Genomic DNA, 20,025 nt, shown 5'->3' on the forward strand with positions numbered 1-20,025 from the left:
GGCGTCACAAGACCACGAGTGTCAATATTTCCACCTAAAAGGTCGAAAATTACCCCTCAAAAAAGTAGTTACTTAGCGATATTTGGTCTAATAACTAAATATAAACCCAGCTAATGATAACTATTGTGAGGTCAATACTCTCGGGTATTGCTGTGTCCTTGGCACTATATGGTCAGGCACAAAGCATAGATTTGAAAACCTGGCCCGAAAAGGCTAATCCCATAACCGTTGGCCGTTTGGTCGCACAGCGTTTTGTCGAAAGTCCACATAACAGCTTTAAACCACCAGCACCCCCGAGATCTATTACCTATCCCGAAGTCTGTACCTGGTACGGTGCATTGAAGTTTGCCGACATCAGCCATGACAAGGCACTACTTGAGCAACTTACCCAGCGCTTTATGCCTCTTTTTGATACGGAGAAACATTTGGTGCCACGACCTTGGCATGTGGATTTTGCTGTATTTGGAACCGTCCCCCTTGAACTTTATCAGCAGACAAAAAACAAGACTTTTCGCGAGATGGGAATGCACTTTGCCGATGCCCAATGGAGCATCCCCATTGATTCGCCCCAAACCGTGAAAGATGCCTACCAAAAGTTTCTGGATAAGGGACTCACCTGGCAGACACGTTACTGGATAGACGACATGTATATGATTACCATGGTGCAGTCCAAGGCATTTCAGGTGACTGGGGAACGTAAATACATCGATCGGGCTGCCCATGAAATGCTGGTCTATCTCGATACCATCCAAAAGGAGAATGGACTGTTCTATCATGCCCCGGATGCGCCCTTCTTTTGGGGAAGGGGGAATGGCTGGATGGCGGCAGGGATGAGTGAACTGCTGTCTTCTTTACCTACCGATAATCCCAATAGACCTGCGATATTAGCCTCTTACAATAAAATGATGGCCAGCCTCAAAAAGTATCAACGGGAGGATGGGCTTTGGGGCCAACTGATTGATAAACCGGAATCCTGGGTCGAAACTTCGGGGTCAGCCATGTTTACCTATGCCCTGATTACAGGTGTGAGAAATGGCTGGCTTGATGCCAAAGAATATTCGTCTATTGCACGCAAAGCTTGGTTAGCTCTCGTTGGCTATATCAACGAACAAGGGGATATCTCTAATGTTTGCGAAGGAACGAATAGAAAAAATGATTATCAATATTATCTGGACCGAAAACAAAAGACGGGTGACATGCATGGGCAGGCACCGATACTCTGGTGTGTAAATGCCCTGTTAAAAAAATAAATGCTATGGAGAGAATCTTGATGATCCTTATGCTGTTGCTCTGTGCGCAGGCAAAAGCGCAACCTATTCAATGGAAAGAACAGTATCCCGGTGTATGGAAAGGTACGTTTGGTCAGCCTGAGAAATACACGTTGCTGGGTGCTGCAGATAGTAAACCGCGCACTGCAACACTTGAACAGCTGCAATCAACTGATTTTCCATTTCCGAAAATGGAAGTTCATGCGGAACTGATTGACGGGAAAACCTATGTGCGGATGCCGTTGACAAAAAATGAGCAGATCTATGGTTTAGGCCTGAATTTCCAAACTGTTCACCAACGTGGTAAGATACTTAATCTGCATGTCGACCACTATGGTGGCAAAGATAATGGCCGTACGCATGCCCCAGTTCCTTTTTATGTATCCTCCAAAGGCTATGGGGTGCTTGTTAATTCTGCGCAGTATCTGACCTATTACGTGGGTACGGGTGTTCGTAAAGATGCTAAGGAGCCGGCAGAAGCCAAGGATCGTAATACCGATAAAAGCTGGAACTCGCGTCCTTATTCAGATGCGGTAGAGATTTATATCCCAGCTGCAGGCGTGGAAATTTATGTCTTTGCAGGTATCAATGCCTTGGATGCAATCAAACGGTATAATCTATTCTGTGGTGGTGGTACATTGCCGCCACGATGGGGGCTGGGATTTACACAGCGGGTACAAAAACTCTATACGGCCGAAGAGGTACTCAATGAAGCCGCCCAGTTTGAGGAACATGGTTTTCCGCTTGATTTCATTGGTCTCGAGCCAGGATGGCAGTCGCGCGCTTATCCATGTACCTTTGAATGGGACAAAGGGCGTTTTCCGGATCCAGCTGCTTTGATTAAGAAATTGGCCACGAAGGGAATCCGTCTAAATCTTTGGACAAATCCTTATATCTCACCAGAAGCTGGTATTAGTAAGGCTATCGAACCTTATACAGGTTCTCATACCGTCTGGAATGGGACAGTGCCTGATTTGAACCATCCCGAAGCTAAAAAAATCCTCGCTAAACAATTTATGGATGCCCAGCTCAACATTGGCGTCAGCGGTTATAAAATGGATGAGGTAGACGGTTACGATTATTATCTTTGGCCCGATATGGCCAAATTTCCATCGGGTATCGGTGGTATCCAGATGCGGCAAACCTATGGTGTACTTGCGCAGAAACTGACCGATAGTTTATACAGAAGTCAGAATAAACGCACGTATGGATTGGTGCGTGCATCCAATGCCGGAGCCAATAATTTGCCTTATGTCATCTACAATGACTATTACAGTCATCAAGATTTTATTACTGCACTGGTCAATAGTGGATTTTGCGGTGTACTATGGACGCCGGAGGTACGGGGATCGAAAACAGGACAGGAATGGCTACGTCGTTTTCAGTCTGTTGTCTTTTCGCCAATGGCGATGATCAATGCCTGGTCCAGTGGGACAAAGCCCTGGTCTTTTCCCGAAGTCGCTGAACAGGTAAAATATTATGCACAATTGAGAATGGAGTTGATGCCGTATTTATATTCCGAATTTGCGAAGTATCATTTTGATGGCACACCTCCTTTTAGGGCGATGATATTGGAAGAAGGTTTCCAAGGACAGGCCAAAGCTGTGGCGGGCAATCAGGATCTGGAAACAAATCCTTACCTGGAAGCCGTGAATAGGGAAGTAAAGGATCAGTATATGTGTGGTGAATATATACTGGTTGCGCCGCTATTCGCTGGAGAGTCGTCCCGAAAAGTGCTGTTGCCCAAAGGCAACTGGTATGATTTCTATACGGGGAAATATGTGGGCAATGGAGAAGAGATCGTAGCAGATCCAGGTATGGACCGCATACCGGTCTACATCAAAGATGGTGGTATTATACCCATGATGGCCAGTCGTTTACACACGCCGCTCCCCAATGAAAAAGTTGATTTGACCATCCGTCATTATGGGGAGAAGGAAGGGAACTATCAGCTATATGACGATGACGGTGTAAGCTTTGATTACGAAAAAGGAAGTTATGTCTGGCGTCGGGTGTTGGTCAAAAAAGATGAAAAAGGGAGCTTGAGTGGAGAAATATCTGGACCGCAAGCGGGAAAACCAAATACATTTGGGAAGGTTCAATTTGAATTTATGACAAAATAGCCTATCTCTGATGATCTAAAAAAGTGCTTTTTGAGATTAAATGACCATTTTTTACTGCTAAAAAGAACAGAATTTACACCCTCTGACAGGAGGAACTGAGCGATATTTGAGTAATAACGAATTATAAACAAATAACCAAATAGGGGAATACAGATGAGCCTGTCATTAGCTTCGATCAATATGGAAGCTGAGACGAAATGTGGCCTTTATGGCCAGGATACCTTAGTATAATAAATAACCAATTAATAAATATCTAACTTATGATGAAAAGTATCACAAAAATGGGGTGCTTTGTACTCTGCCTATTTTTAATAATGGGAAGTATGGGCTTACCGCTCTTTGCCCAGCAAAATGTTCAGCTTTCAGGTAAAGTGACCAATAGCAAAGGTGACGCACTACAGGGGGTGAGCGTCCGGGTAAAAGGAAAGAGTCAGGGAACAAGTACAGATGCTTCCGGGAAGTATCAGATTGAGGCTGCTCCGGCAAGTATACTCGTTTTTAGTCAGGTGGGCATGAAAGCCGAGGAGCGTACCGTCGGTGCTCAACGACAGATCGACGTACAGCTGGTTGAAAATAACAATGCCTTGGATGAGATCGTCGTGACGGGCTACGGTAGTGCTGTTAAAAAGCGTGATCTGACTGGGGCAATATCTTCTGTCAGTGCAAAAAAGATTGAAGAGCGCCAGCCGATCAACATTTTTGATGCCTTACAGGGACAAGCAGCAGGGGTACTCGTCACCAATGATGGTGGTGGTGCTCCCGGAGCAACTGGTAGTATCCAGGTGCGTGGGACTTCGACATTAAATGGTGGTAATGGCCCTTTGTATTTAGTAGACGGTATCATTAATCCTGAAGGAGCAAATATCAACCCCACAGACATTGAGAGTATTGAGGTCCTAAAAGATGCTGGTTCGGCGTCAATTTATGGTACACGGGGTGCCAATGGGGTAATTTTAATTACCACCAAACGCGGGTCGGAGGGAAGACCATTGATCAATTTAAATTACAATCATCTTTTTGGTCGCTTGTCGCATTACATACCAGTTAGTAATTCGGCCGAAGTTCGGGAGTTCAGAAATATACAGGGGAACGCAACCAATACGGATTCCATAAATCCCAGTTTCAATGCCGATAATGACCTTCAGCGTTTATTATTAGGGAACCTCGCCCAAAAGAAAGAGATTAAATTGAGTATTGGTGGTGGTCAGAAAAATCTTCGCTACTACAGTAGTTTGAACTATTTGGATGATAAATCCATTATGTTAAACAGCTATGCAAAAAGATTGCAATCACGTATCAATGTCGAGTACCAGATGTCGTCCAAATTGCGCTATTCCAATAATATTTCCTTTTCTTGGCAAAAAACAAATGCGACACCAATTGGAAATACCATCCGTGTCCTTATGGATCGACCCGCTTATTCTTTAATTTATTATCCAGATGGATCGTTGACGAGTTACATCGGATCGAAGCGAAACCCTATTGCCAATGCGCTGTATGAAGAAAATCTGATTCAGACCTATGCAGGACAATTCAATAATCAGCTTGATTATCAAATAAGAGATGATCTAAAATTTACCACATTATTTAATGCGCGATTAGATAATACGCAGAATACTGAATTTTCGCCGCGCTTTCTGTCTGCCAAATTGGATCAAAATTATGGAACAAACGAGTTTAATAAGGTCTTTACATGGGAATTTCAATCGTATCTGAATTATAACAAAACCTTTGCACAGGATCACAATGTTTACGCGCTATTGGGATTTAGTGCTGATCGAAGAAGAACAGATCGCTTTCATTCGGAGTACATGAATAGCGTCAATGAGGAAATCCGGGTCACATTGCCCGATTATCTGGTGTTGGCGAATACAAACACCTGGGCGACTGCTAATGCGACGGCATCTATTTTTGGCAGAGTCGGTTACAATTATAAAGGACGCTATTTGGTACAGGGCTCTTTCAGAAGAGATGGTTCCTCGCGATTTGCTCAGGCCAATAAATGGGTGAATTTTTTCTCGGGATCCGCAGCATGGCGATTCTCGGATGAAAACTTTATGAAGTGGGCAAAGCCAGCGTTACAGGATGCGAAAATTAGATATAGTATCGGTCAGCTCGGAAATGATCAGATCGGAGATTATGAATCTTATACCAAGGTAAAATTCGGTGGTAACTACAATGGAATCGGTGGAGCTTCATTGACACCGACATTCGGAAATAACTTGATCAGATGGGAAAAGACAACACAGCATAACGCAGGATTGGATCTGACCTTCTTAAGTGGACGCTTAGGAGTTACAGCTGATTATTATGTAAAGACAACCACAGATTTACTATACCCAAGAGAGTTGGCTAAAGAAGCTGGATTTTCAAAAGTTAATGTAAATTTTGGCTCGATTCGTTCCAAAGGAGTGGAATTGATCGTGAATGGTAAACCGATTGTGACGCGCGATTTTACCTGGGAAGTTAGTGGAAACATATCTTTTGAACGTAATAAGATCTTAAAACTGGCGGATGGTGTACCGACATTTGCCGGCAATAAATGGTATGTAGAAGAGGGCGGCCGTATTGGTAATTTTTATGGTTGGCGCAATCTGGGTGTCTATGCCTGGGATGAATCGAATGCCTACAATGATAATTGGGATAAGTTAACGCTGGCATTGGATGATCAAGGTAAACCTTTATACCGTGATGGAAAGCCTGTCTATACCTTCGATGGCCGTGATTATAACGGAACTGTAAAACAGTTATATGCACCTGATGGCAAATTAAAAGGCGGAGATGCTGAATGGTTTAATAATAAAAAAGATAGCTTGATCAACGACGAAGACCGGATGGTTCTCGGTAATGCAACTCCCGATTTCTACTTCGGTTTTATACAGACTTTTACCTATAAGCGGTTTTCACTAAATGTTCTTTTCAATGGTTCCTTTGGGCGTGAAGTGTACAATGCGCTATTACAGCGCCAGAATTACCCTACAAATACAGGGGCGGGTTCGCCGGATATGGTCTATAATGTGTGGCGCAAACCAGGTGATCAGGCCAAATATCCTTACTATTTGGAAAAAAATAACCGCGGAAATATGAAAACCAATCAAAATAGCCTATATATCGAAGACGGATCGTTTGTGCGTCTTGCCAGTGCACGCTTATCTTACACATTTGATCAGCAATTGATCAATAAGTTGAAAATGAAAGGGCTTACGGCTTATGTCTATGGAACGAATCTATTGACCTGGACAAATTATAGGGGCTATGATCCGGAATTCAGCACAACGAATCCATTGACACCGGGTGAGGATGATGGACGTTATCCAAGAAGAAGAGAATATGGATTTGGAGTAAATATCAATTTTTAAGAGATATTGGTTATGAAACCATCACGATTTATCCAAATGAAAAGTAAATCAGATCGCTTCATCACTTTTAAGAAAAAATTATACAGATGAAAACAAAGATTTTAGCACTATTACTTTTGTCAGCCACCTTAGGGGGATGTAGTAAATTTCTGGAGGAAAAACCTTTGGCAGAAGTTGCATTAGATCAGCATTTTAAAAATCTATATGATGTACAGGCTGCAATGGCAGGGATGTACAGTGGATTTCAGATAGAAATGATTGGCGTAGGTAATGCAAAAGATAATTTTTTGGAGAAATACTTGTATTGGGGAGAATATCGGTCGGATAATTTTGACCGGGCCATTAGTTATACCAAAGATTTTATTGATGAGATTGTATTAAATGGTATTACTCCGACTAATCAATTTTCAGACTGGAGTGGTTTGTACAACATTATCGGAAGAGCCAATCTGAATATTAAATATATTCCTCAGGCGGCTAAATTAGATAGCCGGATTACACCACAAATGGTTGATGATTATTTAGCACAATGTTATGCCCTCCGGGCAATGTGTTATTTCTACCTGGTTCGCGTATGGGGAGATGCTCCGATATGGTTGGAACCTTATGAGGATCTTAACCAGCCGGCATCACGCCTAAGGGACAAAAAGGAAAAGATCATGGATGAAGTGATTATTCCTGATCTGGCAAAAGCATATGCTCAGGTGGATAAGGATGCCAAAAACCCACTATGGACGATCGGTAGTGCAGGGATATGTGCCATGATGGCCGATGTTTATATGTGGAAGAAAGATTATCCGAATGCGAAGATATGGATCGAAAAATTGTTTTTGGCCAAATCTCCTACCGGTGCGAGCTATGCGGGTACCAATGAGAAAAATTTGCAGGACGCTGCCACCTGGAAGGCAATTTTCACTGGGCCATTGAATAGTAAGGAAGCCATTTGGAGTATACATTGGGATTATACGAAAAACGGATGTGCTTGTATGCAGACCTCATGGGCCCCCAATAATAAACCTATTGTTGTCGACGAAACAGCATGGACGGATTTGTTCCAACCCCAGACGACCGGCACACCAAGTCCTGATATTCGTCCGCAACAGACTCTTGATGTCTACTACGGTTTACCGAATAACAAGCGCGACCGCTTTATTAAATGGTACCCTACCAGTGCGACACCGACCAAAGAAGATCCTTGGCCGGCAACCAATCAAATGCTTCCGGTCTATTTGACGATCTATAGATTGGCTGATATTTACCTCTTGTATGCTGAAGCTTTAAATGGGTTGGGAGACAAGGCAAATGCCTTAAAATACCTCAATTTTGTGCGCAAACGTGCCAATCTGCCAGAGTATGAAGCGAGTAATCCTGATTTGGCAACTGCTTATCAGTTAGAAACAGCGATTTTAAACGAACGTCGCATGGAACTTTATGGTGAAGGAAAGCGCTGGTTTGATCTCGTGCGTACCGGCCGTGTAAAAGAAGTGATGGATCCTATTCTAAAACGTAGACAAGAGGATGCCGGAAATTTAGACAAACCGGGATTTCTGGATCCACAAAGAAGAGTGTATTGGCCTGTTCATCGAAATGTGTTAAACTCCAATACGCTATTGGTTCAAAATCCGGGGTATACCGATTAATAGATGAATATAAATCAGAGAGTCATGAAAGGAATATGTAATATAAAATGGGCACAATGTATGGTTATCGCAGCAAGTTTGCTGCTGACAGGCTGCTCGCTTTTCGATTTGGAATTACAGGAAAATTACGATTACAAACATAAAACACTGGATCCCAATATTGGCATCAGTGCACGTAAATTTTTAGAAAATCGTTCCTATGAAACTACAGAGAATCCATCGGATACGATCTTTAAATGGATGCGTAAAGGATTGGAGTATGCTGGTATCGGTCTTGAGGAATTGGATAAAACGGATCGCACATTTATCTTTTTACACAATGACGCGATAAAGACATGGGATACAAAAACAAAAAAGGTAACTGCTGGACTTTTCTTCGATGTTCCTATTGTCACTGGGGTAGATGGTACAGGCAAGCCTATCACCAGACCAGCTACGAAATGGGAAGATTATAACCGCGATGATGTTCGCAATTATTTTCTTTATCTCATTTTACAAGGAAATTACAACTTTGATAAATTGACTATATCCAATGTCAAAGCCAAAACATTGCTTCCGGTAAATACAGTGGCAAGCAAAAGCTCCCTGTTGGGTTACATGAACGAAGGGAAAGGTTTTAATCAGGAGGGTGTGATGTATCTAAAACTGGTCAATAACAATGATCTGGCGCCGATTCAGATCAACGATAAAACAACCAATAGATCTGGTGGTTACGTGACAACAAATGGCGTGGTCCATGTTTTTGGATCCAAAGGAAATACCACAGTATATCCTTTTTAACTACTGAGGCACAAAATGAACCTTATAAACAAATGTAAATATGATGAGAAACTTTTCAGTATTATCCGCTTTATCACTTTTATTAGTGATGGGGAGTAGCTGTGAAAAACCAGCTGCGGTAAAATTGCAACTAAATGGTATCGCCTGTCTACAATGCCATACCATTCAATCAGCGGCTGATCTGCAGGCCTTAAGTCTCCAGCCGGGCGATACCGTGATTATGAAATCTGGCGACTGGACAAACCAGGAACTAACATTCAACGCGCAGGGAACAAGTCAACAACCCATTGTACTGCTGGCTGAACAACCTGGAACGGTACTTATGAAAGGCACTTCTTCTGTTAGTATCACCGGAAAATGGCTTGTGGTCAGTGGTCTTGTCTTCCAAAATGGATATACCTCTGGAAAAAACGTGGTTGATTTCACGTCTTCTTCTTCAAATTGTCGGTTGACAAATACGGCTATTGTGGACTATAATCCACCTACAGCGACTACTGATTATAGATGGGTCTCCATTAACGGATCAAATCATCGTATTGATCATTGTTATCTCAAAGGCAAAGCTCATCAGGGCCCTACAATGGTTGTGTGGGGAACGAGCAAAACGATGAAACATCGGATCGATCACAATTTCTTTGGGGAACGGGCAGAGCTACCGAATAACGGCGGCGAAACCATCCGTATCGGAACAAGTGACTGGTCCATGACAAGTGCATTCACGACGATTGAAGATAATATTTTTCAACGTTGCAACGGTGAAACTGAAATTATCTCGAACAAAATGGGCGGCGATACCATTCGCAATAATTTCTTCCACGAGAGCGAAGGGACGCTATGTTTGAGACATGGAAATGGTTCTGCTGTTTACGGCAACTATTTTGTCGGTAACGGCAATAGTGCAGCTGGTGGTATCCGGATCATCGGAGAGGATCATATTGTCTATAATAATTACTTCCAAAATATGGCGGGAACAGGACAAAAAGCACCTTTGGCTATCATGGATGGTGTACCTAATTCACCGTTAAGTGGTTACTATCAAGTAAAACGTGTGAAGGTGGTGGCCAATACGATGATCAAATGTAAACAGTCATTCGACATCGGTTCGGGAAAAGGGGGAAACAGTCGCACCTTGCCACCAACAGATGGACATATCGCCAATAATGTGGTGTCGCAAGCTTCGACATCAACCATGCTGACCTTTACCGATCAACCCGTTAATTTTACTTACCAAGGAAATATCGTGTATGATGTGCCAACGAGCCAACAGCTTCCGACGGGGTTCATCCGTCAGAATCCAAAATATACATTGACAACTGATGGAATCTATGAGCCCACCAGTACCAGTCCGGTGTTGGGTGCTTTTGTTGGTAATTATCCTTTTGCTACCGCAGCGGATGCTGGTGCTCCAAAATTGGACGCCAAACATCGGGATTTATTGAAAGCACAGAATATCGGTCCGGGATTTATGACGGGTCTAGGGAGCAGTCTGGTAATAAATCCTTAATTGATTCTAAATATTGTTTTATGGGGCTATCCAAAAAGGTTGGATAGTCCCTTTTTTATGCGATTTTATACGTATATCTCGAAAGCAGGATTGTACATAATTTCCTGTTTTTGGTCAACACAAACACAACAGATCCTGCTTTCCCGTAAACAGCCCCATTAACGCCATTTTAGATGATTGCGCTAACTGCCAGATTAGGGCATAAAAAATCAGATAAACATTAAAATGAGAACATACTAATACCAAATTATTCCTAAAAACAATTCTTTATCAGTTTTTAGACAGTAATCAGTCATTGTTTATTCAGTCTATACTGAGTAATCACTGAACAAGCACTGAACGAGCACTGAACAAGTATTGTCAAAAGGCCTAATTTGGTTACTATTTGATCATGGTTTGCTGCACTTAAAATTATAAAAGAAAAAGCTACGCTGCACAGGTTTATATTTATCTAAATATTTGTATTAATAATACTTATTTGTGGATAAACTACTCAAATAATTAAATCAAAAGGTATGCAGGGTCCGATTTCTCACTGGATTGGAGGTTGTTCCATTTGATGATGGGAAAGGGCCATAAACTCTTGCAATCATAGATATGCAAGTTTGGTTAATTTTCATTTATATTTTTTAACGGGCTTTGGAGAATGCTTTTTTCGGTATTCTTTATAATTTCCATGCTTTTCGTATTCGAGTGTACCTTCCTCACAGTAGCTACTGAGATAAACAGAAAATTTATTGCTTTGCCCCTTGTTGGCATTCAGCTGTTGGATGATATCAGAAACACGACGGGGTATTTCGAAAAAATTGGAATTATAAACAAGATCATCCAGTTCTTTCGTCAGGTCAATACGACGCTTTGACTCAGGAGGAATATTGTAGAGCGGTGTTAAATCTATTTGTTTTTTGAATATAGTATGTGGTTGAATTTTTAAGGCGCGGCAGATCAGGATAAAGTTATTCAGTGAGGCACCTTTTCCTTTTTCAACAGCTGCTATTGTGTTGGTGGTTAATCCCGTCATATTGGCTACATCTTTAAGTGTGTAGTATAATTTTTCACGTTGAATGCGCAATTGCTCGCCAATTTCTTCCAGTATATTCTCATTGATATCTCCCATAATACAAATGGAAAACTTATTTGCGCATTTTTAGAATAATAATATTTGTATTTTTATTTGTGCAAATGAATATTTATTTTTATTTTTGTTTAAACGAGAGCCGATAACTAAATATAAGCTACAACAACAGCATTGAAGACGAGTGTCGGACTGTTGCTGCAGGAATAAAATCTAAAGAATGAGAAAATTAAGTATTAAAAATATCGCAAAGTCTCCAGAATAAAATTGATTTCTATTTGATAGACTTGTATCTAGCATCCTATGTTGATAACCCCTATTATTGACTTGTAACTGCCATTCAAAGCATAGGATTAATAAAAAATAAAATAATTTGAATAGTTAAAATAGACTCCCTGTTGAGTTTGTTTAAGGTCTGTTTGCGCAAAAATAAAGTAATTATTTTGCGTGAGGGATGTTCTTTGACTTATTGGTATTGAAAAAGGAAGATATAAGAATATAGGCTGATCAGATGTATTGTTGATCGGTTTGATTAGGATAGGAGGCATCTTGTTATGCCGTAGGGTGAGCGCAATGGCGACTCACTAAATACCCCTTTTAAGAAAATGCTGGTTATACACAATGTTAATTAATTTTTTAACAGTGCTACGTTGGACGTTAATGATTTCAAGATGTAGGGTATACACAATGCTGATGTACAGTGCTTTACTATTGCCTTGGGATGTCGGTAATATGAAAATGTAGGGGATACGCAACCATGTAACTGTCTAACACCGCATCTGAGAGATGCCGATGATATCAAAATGAAGGGTATACACAACTGGGCCTCTGGGATATATTTTAAATCATATAATGTTGATGACCTCATAGCGTAGGGTATAAACAACAGAGTCTTGTGGCTGTGTTTTCTGATGCCGAATGTTGGTGATATCAAAAATGTAGGATATACACAGCGTTACAGTTATTGCTCTTTTGTTTTTACTGATGCTGATGCTCTCAAAATGCAGGGTTTACAACTAATGGATTACGATTTGCTCATCCTTAGGAGATGTTGACGATTCAAAAAATATAGGGTATGGACAATCACCATAAATTTAGTCAAACTTTTCGTTGAGGATGGTGATTATCTCAAAAAGTAGGGTATTGACAATTATATTTGTTTTGCGATAACCCGGTTGCTGATGATCTCAGAATTTAGAGTATATGCAACTAGCTCGTGGGCTACTACTGTTTTTTTGAGTGATACTAGGATTTTCAAAATTATATATAGAGGCAGCTTGTTATGCCGTAGGGTGAGCGCATTGGTGACTCACTAAATACCCTTTTTATAAAATATTGGTTTACATTCTACGCTATGTTATTGATTATTATACGATACTAGGAGTTAGGATGTTGATGATCTCGAAATCAAGGGTATACACAATAGGTTTTCCGATCTGTCTGTTAAATAACATGATGTTGATGATCTCAAAAAGTAGGTTATATACAACATCTTATTTGACCATTTAGCGTAGGTCGCAGATGTTGACGATTTAAAAAATATAGGGTATAGATAATCAGCTTAAATTTAGGCAAACTTTTCGTTGAGGGTGGGGATGACCCCAAAATACAGGGGATACACAACTGGAACGCGTCACGCCAATACCTCCCGCTCAATACCAATAAGTTTTTATAACCATATAACGATTTACACTTACCCAGCTTCGGTTTTCATAAAAATCCGTCAAGTTCCGCCGGAGCTGCGGTAAGTAATTCATCGCGTACCAATTATAAAAACGAATTATGAAACTACTTCTACTAAACAAGGACATCAAAACTGCTATTGAACACCTTCACAATGGTCATGAAAAAGGACTTAAATTTTTCTACCAAAAATTCTATACACATTTCCTTTTTCGTGCCCACCGTGCAACCGATGATGAATGTACGGGCGAAAGTATCGTTCAAGAGGCATTTCTCCGTCTTTGGCTGTTCCGAGAAAATGTGCATTCCGAAACTGAGGTTTTCGAGTTTCTGAAAGTCCAGGTAAAGTCTGCCATTCAGGCTTTTTATCAAAAATCACGTAATAGATTTCACCGAAGCTTACTCCGCCTCGACAGCATCGAGGACTATCAGGAGTTTATGCTGGGCTATGAACTCGAAGAGGAAAGCGAAGACGATGTGCTTTATATCGAACAGCTGGAATTGGAGAAGAAAAAGAAAATGGATCAGCTCAATGCCGTTCTGCCTAACCTCAATAGCGATCAACAGCTTTTTATTCGCCTTTGTCTCAAATATAGTTTTAACTATGAACGTATCGCTTATTATATGGGAAATATATCTGATTATGAGGTTGGTCTACAAATTGAGAAAACAATCGAATACCTGCGTTCCATCATTCATAGTGAAGAGAAAATGCAGCTCATGGCTAAACCTGTGGAATTTAAATTAAATGGCGAAATGACTGAAGAGGAGGCTGAAGTCTTCCGCATGCGCTATGAATTACAGTATTCTTTTGACAAGATTTCAGAAGCGTTACAATTGGATGGGGGAGAGGTGCGTACATTATTTATTAATGCACATGCAAAAATTAAATCTGCTAAGAAAACGGCATAACTAAACATAAAAAGATATGGCAGCTGATACAATGGTATTGACCCGCAAAATACAGGTTTTTGTGGATTGTGACAATAAAGAAAAACGATCGGAATATTTCAAACAACTCTTTGAATGGCAGGACCTTGTCTTCCGTGGTGCTAATATGGTCATCACACATCAATATGTACAAGAGAATCTCAAAGATCTAATCTATCTACAAGAGGATGTGAAAATAAAACTTGCAGACCAGGCGAAAGATCCGGAAGGTGTATTGAATACTTCACGGATGAATACAACTTATCGCCTGCTGTCCAGTTATTTTAAGGGACGAATTCCTACGGATATTCTATCACAGATAAACACGGCTTTAATCAAATATTTTCAGGCAGATCGTCTCTCATACTGGAAGGGTGAAAAATCACTCCGCAATTATAAAAAAGACATGCCTATTCCTTTTTCTGGTCGCCAAATTAATTTGTGTAAAGATGAGAATAATAGAGATTTTAAATTCACACTATTCAAAATACCTTTTCGGACATACCTCGGTAAAGACCGATCGGATAAAAGGGTGTTGCTCCAACGTGCACTCGTGGGGCAGATCAAAATCTGTAGTAGCGCACTCAAAATTGTTAAAGGTAAAATCTTTCTGCTGTTGGCACTTGAGCTTCCGAAAAAGATCCAAGAATTGAAAGATAACGTTATCGCTGAAGCGTCCCTTTCTATCGAACACCCTATAGCAGTGACTATTGGTAAGGAATCCTTTCAGATCGGCAATAAAGAAGAGTTTACTTACCGCCGTATGGCCATTCAAGCAGCGCGACATCGCTTGCAGAAAGCTGCCGCATTTGACAAAGGTGGGCGTGGTCGTAAGCGGAAAATGAAAAGCTTGGAAAACTATAATGAAAAGGAGAAAAATTACGTAGACACAAAGCTCCACCTGTATAGTCGCAGGTTAATAGAGCTTTGTGTGAAAGCTCAAGCGGGGACACTCTTACTGGTCAACCAATCCAATAAAGAAGAAATTGCCAAAGGTGATGAATTCTTGTTGCGAAACTGGAGCTACTATGGACTGATCGAAAAGATTAAATATAAAGCTAAAATGGTCGGCATTAACATTATTATCGAATAAATCAATCTAATTTTTTTCCTTTATAATATTCATTCCAGCTATCCTTCGCATACCCTTTACCCAGATATTTAAATGTGAAAGCAGTCGCATCTTTTATCTCCTGACCAAAATAATATACTTTCCAGCTATCTTTGCTGTATCCGTCGCCGAGAAGAACAAAGCTTGGGGCGGATACGTCTTTTATTCGATTGCCTCTATAATAGACATTCCAACTGTCTTTGGCATATCCTGCATCCAGTATTTTTAAGCTGGGCGCAGAGACATCTTTAATCTTAACGCCCCGATAATAGGCATTCCAACTATCTTTGGCATATCCCCAACCAAGTGACTGGAAAGAATGTGGCAATACATCTTTGATCTTGACACCACGATAATAGGCATTCCAGTTGTCTCTTGCATAAGCATTACCTAAGTCTTTGAAAGATCGTGCATCGACATCTTCCATCTTCCTATCCCTGTAGAAAACCCGGTTGCCTATGTTGACATACTCGTTTTCTCTGTCATGCCGAAAGGTCGTCTGAGACGTAGATCTTTCATTGTCCCCAATGTGTTTAGCAATACTTCTCTCCATTATACATAGCAATGCAAAGGAAATAACAAGCATATTTTTTAAGTGGAAAAAGACCATAATTTATTCTGTTGTGTAATGTAATATTAAACCTCTACCTTATGACCAAAATAATTCACCGAAGGTTTAATCATTTTATCACTTAATTTTTAACAATATTCATTCATTTCAAATGAAGTGATTTTGGAATGTCAATATTTTTTTGTATATTGCTGGTTATGAGTTTTAAAGAAAAATTAGAGAACTGGCGCACGTCAATCAATCGCGCCGGGAGTGGTGAGGAATTGTATATTTTGCTTTTGAACTACAAAAGGTTTATCAATAAAAATTGGATGGACGATTTTGGTGATCCGGGCAACTGGAAATCCGAACTAAATCAGGTCATCAGCAAAGTAAGAAAGAAAGTGGATGTGGCAGACATTCGAAATTGTGGGGATCTGTCGTCTTATCAGGACGATGCCCGACAGACTGCACATTCGCTCAATCATACCTTAAAATATCACCACTCATTGACAAAAGGGTAGGCTAGGCCTACCTTTTTTTTGTGTAAAATTTTCTAAGTAGGTTCCCTAGCGGTATATAACGTCACACATCACGGTATATACCGCTTTACTTTTATAACAAATCCTACATTCGTAGTTGCCCCACTAACGCAGTATAGGGTACATACACAACCGATTATAAAAAAATATTTGCGGATGTCAGAAAATGTTTTTACTATTGTATAGTAGTATAGAATAGTATAGATTAATACTAGCCATACTACTGTATAATAACCAATCTATAAGAAGACCAATTTATGATCTACCACATGTATTACCTAATCTGTAAATGGCAGCGATGTAGTCTTGTCTTCCTTTTTATGCTAATGGCGGGTTTTGCGCAAGCACAGAACCAATCGTTTGAATTGAGAGGAGTTGTATTGGATAGCGTCGGACATTTACCCATTTCCAATGTTACAATTGCCTTTATGGGAAAGAATGCAGTTGTATCAACGGATGCACAGGGACAATTCCTGATTAAAGATGCGCACATCAACGATCAGCTTGTCCTGACTTCGGTCGGGTTCGACCGTAAAACTGTTCGGGTCACGAGTACCAATCGTATGACCATTTACTTATCCTCATCAAGTTCCAATCTGGATGAAGTGACTGTCGTGGCCTACGGTACACAGAAAAAAACGAGCATGGTGGCCTCCATTACCTCGATCAATCCGAAAGAAATTAAGGGACCAACATCCAATCTGACCTCCATGCTGGCAGGCCGGGTAGCTGGACTAATTGCTTATCAGCGGAGTGGAGAACCGGGGAATGACAATGCTTCCTTCTTTATTCGCGGCGTCGGTTCTTTTGGCGCAGGGAAAAAAGATCCTTTGATTTTGATCGACGGAATGGAATCCAATACCACAGCACTGGCCCGTTTACAGCCGGATGATATCGCTGGTTTTTCCGTATTGAAAGATGCTGCAGCATCTTCATTATACGGCGCTAGAGGTGCAAATGGGGTTGTTTTGGTCAATACCAAAAGCGGTATTGTCGGTAAGGCAAAATTCAATGCACGTTTTGAGAACTCCATCTCAACCAACACGCGTAATTTTAAATTCGCCGATAATATCACGTATATGAAGATGGCTAATGAGGCGGTATTGACCAGAGATCCGAAAGGAACCCTTCCTTATAGCCAAAACAAAATTGATCATACAGAACAGGGAGACGATCCGTTGCTCTATCCCAATAATAACTGGATCGACCAGCTGATAAAGGATTATACCAACAACCAACGTTTTAACTTCAATGTCACCGGTGGAGGGAACCTTGCGCAATATTATGTTGCAGGTACCTTTAATAACGATAAGGGAATTCTGCGATCCGAAAATAGCAATAGCTTTGATAATAATATCAACCTGAAAAACTACTCCTTACGTTCTAATATTACCTTAAATGTTACCCCAACGACTATTGGAATTATCCGTACTTCGGCCCAATTTGATGACTATACAGGACCAATAGGGGGCTATGATAAATGGGGAAATCTGATCAATGGTGGACAACGCGTATTTCGTGAAGCAATTTGGTCCAACCCGGTAATGTTTCCAGCAATTTATCCATCGTCCTATTCTCCATTTGCTACACATCCACTTTTCGGAAATAACTTTATTCCAACCACCAAAACGCTATATAACAATCCCTACGCCAATATGGTCAATGGTTTTCAGGAATATAATAGCTCCACGGTCAATGTGCAATTGGAACTGAAACAGAATTTCGATTTTATTACCAAAGGTCTATCCGCTCGCTTAATGGCCTATACACAACGCTATTCGTATTTTTCTGTCACACGGAGCTTTAAACCATTTTATTACAACTTGGTCCGAATCCCGGGTACAAGCAATACGGTTTTAAGTCTGCTCAACGAAAATGAGGGTACAGAATACCTAGATTACAACCAGGGAAATAAAATCCTAAATACGACGACCTACGGTGAGTTTGCTGTCAATTACAACCGCACGATCGCTGAAGACCATGATATTACTGGGATGTTGATCGGTATTATCCGTAATTATCAGACCGCTAACGGTGGTGACTTGCAGGCTTCATTGCCTGCTCGTAATCTCGGGGTGTCAGGTCGGGCGACCTATGCCTACAAAAACCGCTACCTTTTTGAGTTCAACTTCGGCTACAACGGTTCCGAACGTTTCTCCAAAGATCATCGCTTTGGTTTCTTCCCATCTTTTGGTGTGGGGTGGAATCTGAATGAGGAAAAAATGTTTGAATTTATGAATCCCGTTGTTTCCCGCTTAAAATTGAGGGCAACCTATGGTCTGGTGGGTAACGATCAGATCGGGGAGGACCGGGATCGTTTCTTCTACCTATCGCAAGTGAATCCGAATAACGGTGGCCGAGGTTTCTCTTGGGGAAATAACTGGGATTACACACGGCCTGGTTATTCCATATCGCGGTATGAAAATCGTGATATTACCTGGGAACGGGCAAAAACCTTCGATGCTGGATTTGACCTGAATCTAAAAAATGGCTTGGGTGTAGTGTTTGATTATTACAACTCTACCCGGAGCAATATCCTGATGGTGCGTTCTAATATTCCTTCTACAACCGGTTTTCAGGCCGATATCCAGGCCAATATAGGGAAGGCGCAGAGCCGGGGATTTGATCTGGCCTTGGATTACAATAAGTCTTTTCAAAATACCTGGTGGACTCAGTTGCGGGCAAATATGACCTATGCAACGAACAAATTGCTGGTTAATGAGGAACCGGACTATCCGGCAAATTTATCCTACCTGTCTCGATTGGGACATCCGATCAAACAATCGTATGGTCTGATTGCCGAACGCTTGTTTGTTGATGATATTGAAGCCGAAAACTCACCATTACAGAATTTTGGTGGCGCCTTTAAAACTATGGGTGGTGATATCAAATACAGGGATATCAATGGCGATGGTAAAATCACGGATTTAGACAAAGTGCCGATCGGTTATCCGACAGATCCGCAAATTATTTATGGGATGGGTTTTTCTGTGGGTTTCAAAGGCTTTGATGTCAGTGCATTTCTACAGGGATCTGCCCGTTCATCATTCTTTATTGATCCGGGAAACATTACACCTTTTGCGATCAACGGACCTTATCAAAACGGTTTGTTGCAGGAAGTGGCCAACAGCTATTGGTCCGAAGATAACCAGGATGTCAGGGCGCTGTGGCCACGCTTGACGGATGGATTTAACAACAATAATAATCAGTTTTCGACCTGGTGGATGCGTAATGGCGCATTCTTACGATTGAAATCTGTTGAATTGGGCTACAATTTACCGAATCAGTTTCTCAACAAGTTTAAGATGTCCAATGTGCGTTTTTATGTCAACGCCCTCAACCTTGCTGTGTGGAGCAAATTCAAGATGTGGGATCCCGAAATGGGTGGTGAAGGATTAGGCTATCCTGTGCAGGCTGTGTATAACGTAGGTATTAACGTGGGATTTTAAAAGGCAGTTTA

12 protein-coding genes are annotated in these 20,025 nt (G+C 41.1%); 10 read left to right on the plus strand and 2 right to left on the minus strand.

What is annotated here, in order from left to right; all coding sequences use genetic code 11:
• Positions 1-113: 113 nt before the first annotated feature.
• The 6 genes from LC454_RS16070 to LC454_RS16095 all read left to right on the plus strand — a co-directional run bounded on the left by LC454_RS16070 (position 114) and on the right by LC454_RS16095 (position 10,674).
• Positions 114-1,250 (plus strand): glycoside hydrolase family 105 protein, encoded by a 1,137-nt coding sequence (locus LC454_RS16070; protein WP_223583492.1) that lies wholly within the window; start codon positions 114-116, stop codon positions 1,248-1,250.
• 5 nt (positions 1,251-1,255) lie between these two features.
• Positions 1,256-3,391, plus strand: a complete 2,136-nt coding sequence (locus tag LC454_RS16075; RefSeq protein WP_223583493.1) for a glycoside hydrolase family 31 protein — start codon at positions 1,256-1,258, stop codon at positions 3,389-3,391.
• 260 nt (positions 3,392-3,651) lie between these two features.
• On the plus strand, positions 3,652-6,750 hold the full coding sequence (locus LC454_RS16080; RefSeq protein WP_223583494.1) for a SusC/RagA family TonB-linked outer membrane protein: 3,099 nt from the start codon (positions 3,652-3,654) through the stop codon (positions 6,748-6,750).
• A gap of 86 nt (positions 6,751-6,836) precedes the next feature.
• Positions 6,837-8,390, plus strand: coding sequence for a RagB/SusD family nutrient uptake outer membrane protein (locus LC454_RS16085; RefSeq protein WP_223583495.1), 1,554 nt, complete (start codon positions 6,837-6,839; stop codon positions 8,388-8,390).
• Between the two features lie 24 nt (positions 8,391-8,414).
• Positions 8,415-9,170: a hypothetical protein gene (locus tag LC454_RS16090; protein WP_223583496.1), complete on the plus strand. Its 756-nt coding sequence runs from the start codon at positions 8,415-8,417 to the stop codon at positions 9,168-9,170.
• A 40-nt stretch (positions 9,171-9,210) separates the two neighbouring features.
• Complete coding sequence (locus LC454_RS16095; RefSeq protein WP_223583497.1) at positions 9,211-10,674, plus strand: polysaccharide lyase 6 family protein; 1,464 nt, start codon at positions 9,211-9,213, stop codon at positions 10,672-10,674.
• Positions 10,675-11,290: 616 nt separating this feature from the next.
• Here LC454_RS16095 and LC454_RS16100 read toward each other — a convergent pair.
• Positions 11,291-11,791, minus strand: a complete 501-nt coding sequence (locus LC454_RS16100; RefSeq protein ID WP_223583498.1) for a helix-turn-helix domain-containing protein — start codon at positions 11,789-11,791, stop codon at positions 11,291-11,293.
• A gap of 1,740 nt (positions 11,792-13,531) precedes the next feature.
• On the opposite strand from LC454_RS16100, the gene LC454_RS16105 reads away from it, so the two are divergent.
• Positions 13,532-14,344: an RNA polymerase sigma factor gene (locus tag LC454_RS16105; RefSeq protein ID WP_223583499.1), complete on the plus strand. Its 813-nt coding sequence runs from the start codon at positions 13,532-13,534 to the stop codon at positions 14,342-14,344.
• A 16-nt stretch (positions 14,345-14,360) separates the two neighbouring features.
• A complete protein-coding gene (locus tag LC454_RS16110; protein ID WP_223583500.1) occupies positions 14,361-15,455 on the plus strand; it encodes a hypothetical protein in 1,095 nt (364 codons plus the stop codon).
• A 1-nt stretch (position 15,456) separates the two neighbouring features.
• Here LC454_RS16110 and LC454_RS16115 read toward each other — a convergent pair whose 3' ends face one another.
• Positions 15,457-16,026, minus strand: a complete 570-nt coding sequence (locus tag LC454_RS16115) for a DKNYY domain-containing protein (RefSeq protein ID WP_223583501.1) — start codon at positions 16,024-16,026, stop codon at positions 15,457-15,459.
• A gap of 215 nt (positions 16,027-16,241) precedes the next feature.
• Here LC454_RS16115 and LC454_RS16120 point away from each other — a divergent pair, with 215 nt between their 5' ends.
• Both LC454_RS16120 and LC454_RS16125 read left to right on the plus strand, forming a co-directional pair.
• Entirely contained in the window at positions 16,242-16,547 is a 306-nt protein-coding gene (locus tag LC454_RS16120) for a hypothetical protein (protein ID WP_223583502.1), read from the plus strand.
• 275 nt (positions 16,548-16,822) lie between these two features.
• The gene (locus tag LC454_RS16125) at positions 16,823-20,014 is read left to right on the plus strand and encodes a SusC/RagA family TonB-linked outer membrane protein (RefSeq protein WP_223583503.1); all 3,192 of its coding nucleotides are present in this window, start codon (positions 16,823-16,825) and stop codon (positions 20,012-20,014) included.
• Positions 20,015-20,025: the final 11 nt, after the last annotated feature.

Source organism: Sphingobacterium sp. GVS05A (assembly GCF_019969845.1).
In the GTDB taxonomy this organism is placed as follows: domain Bacteria; phylum Bacteroidota; class Bacteroidia; order Sphingobacteriales; family Sphingobacteriaceae; genus Sphingobacterium.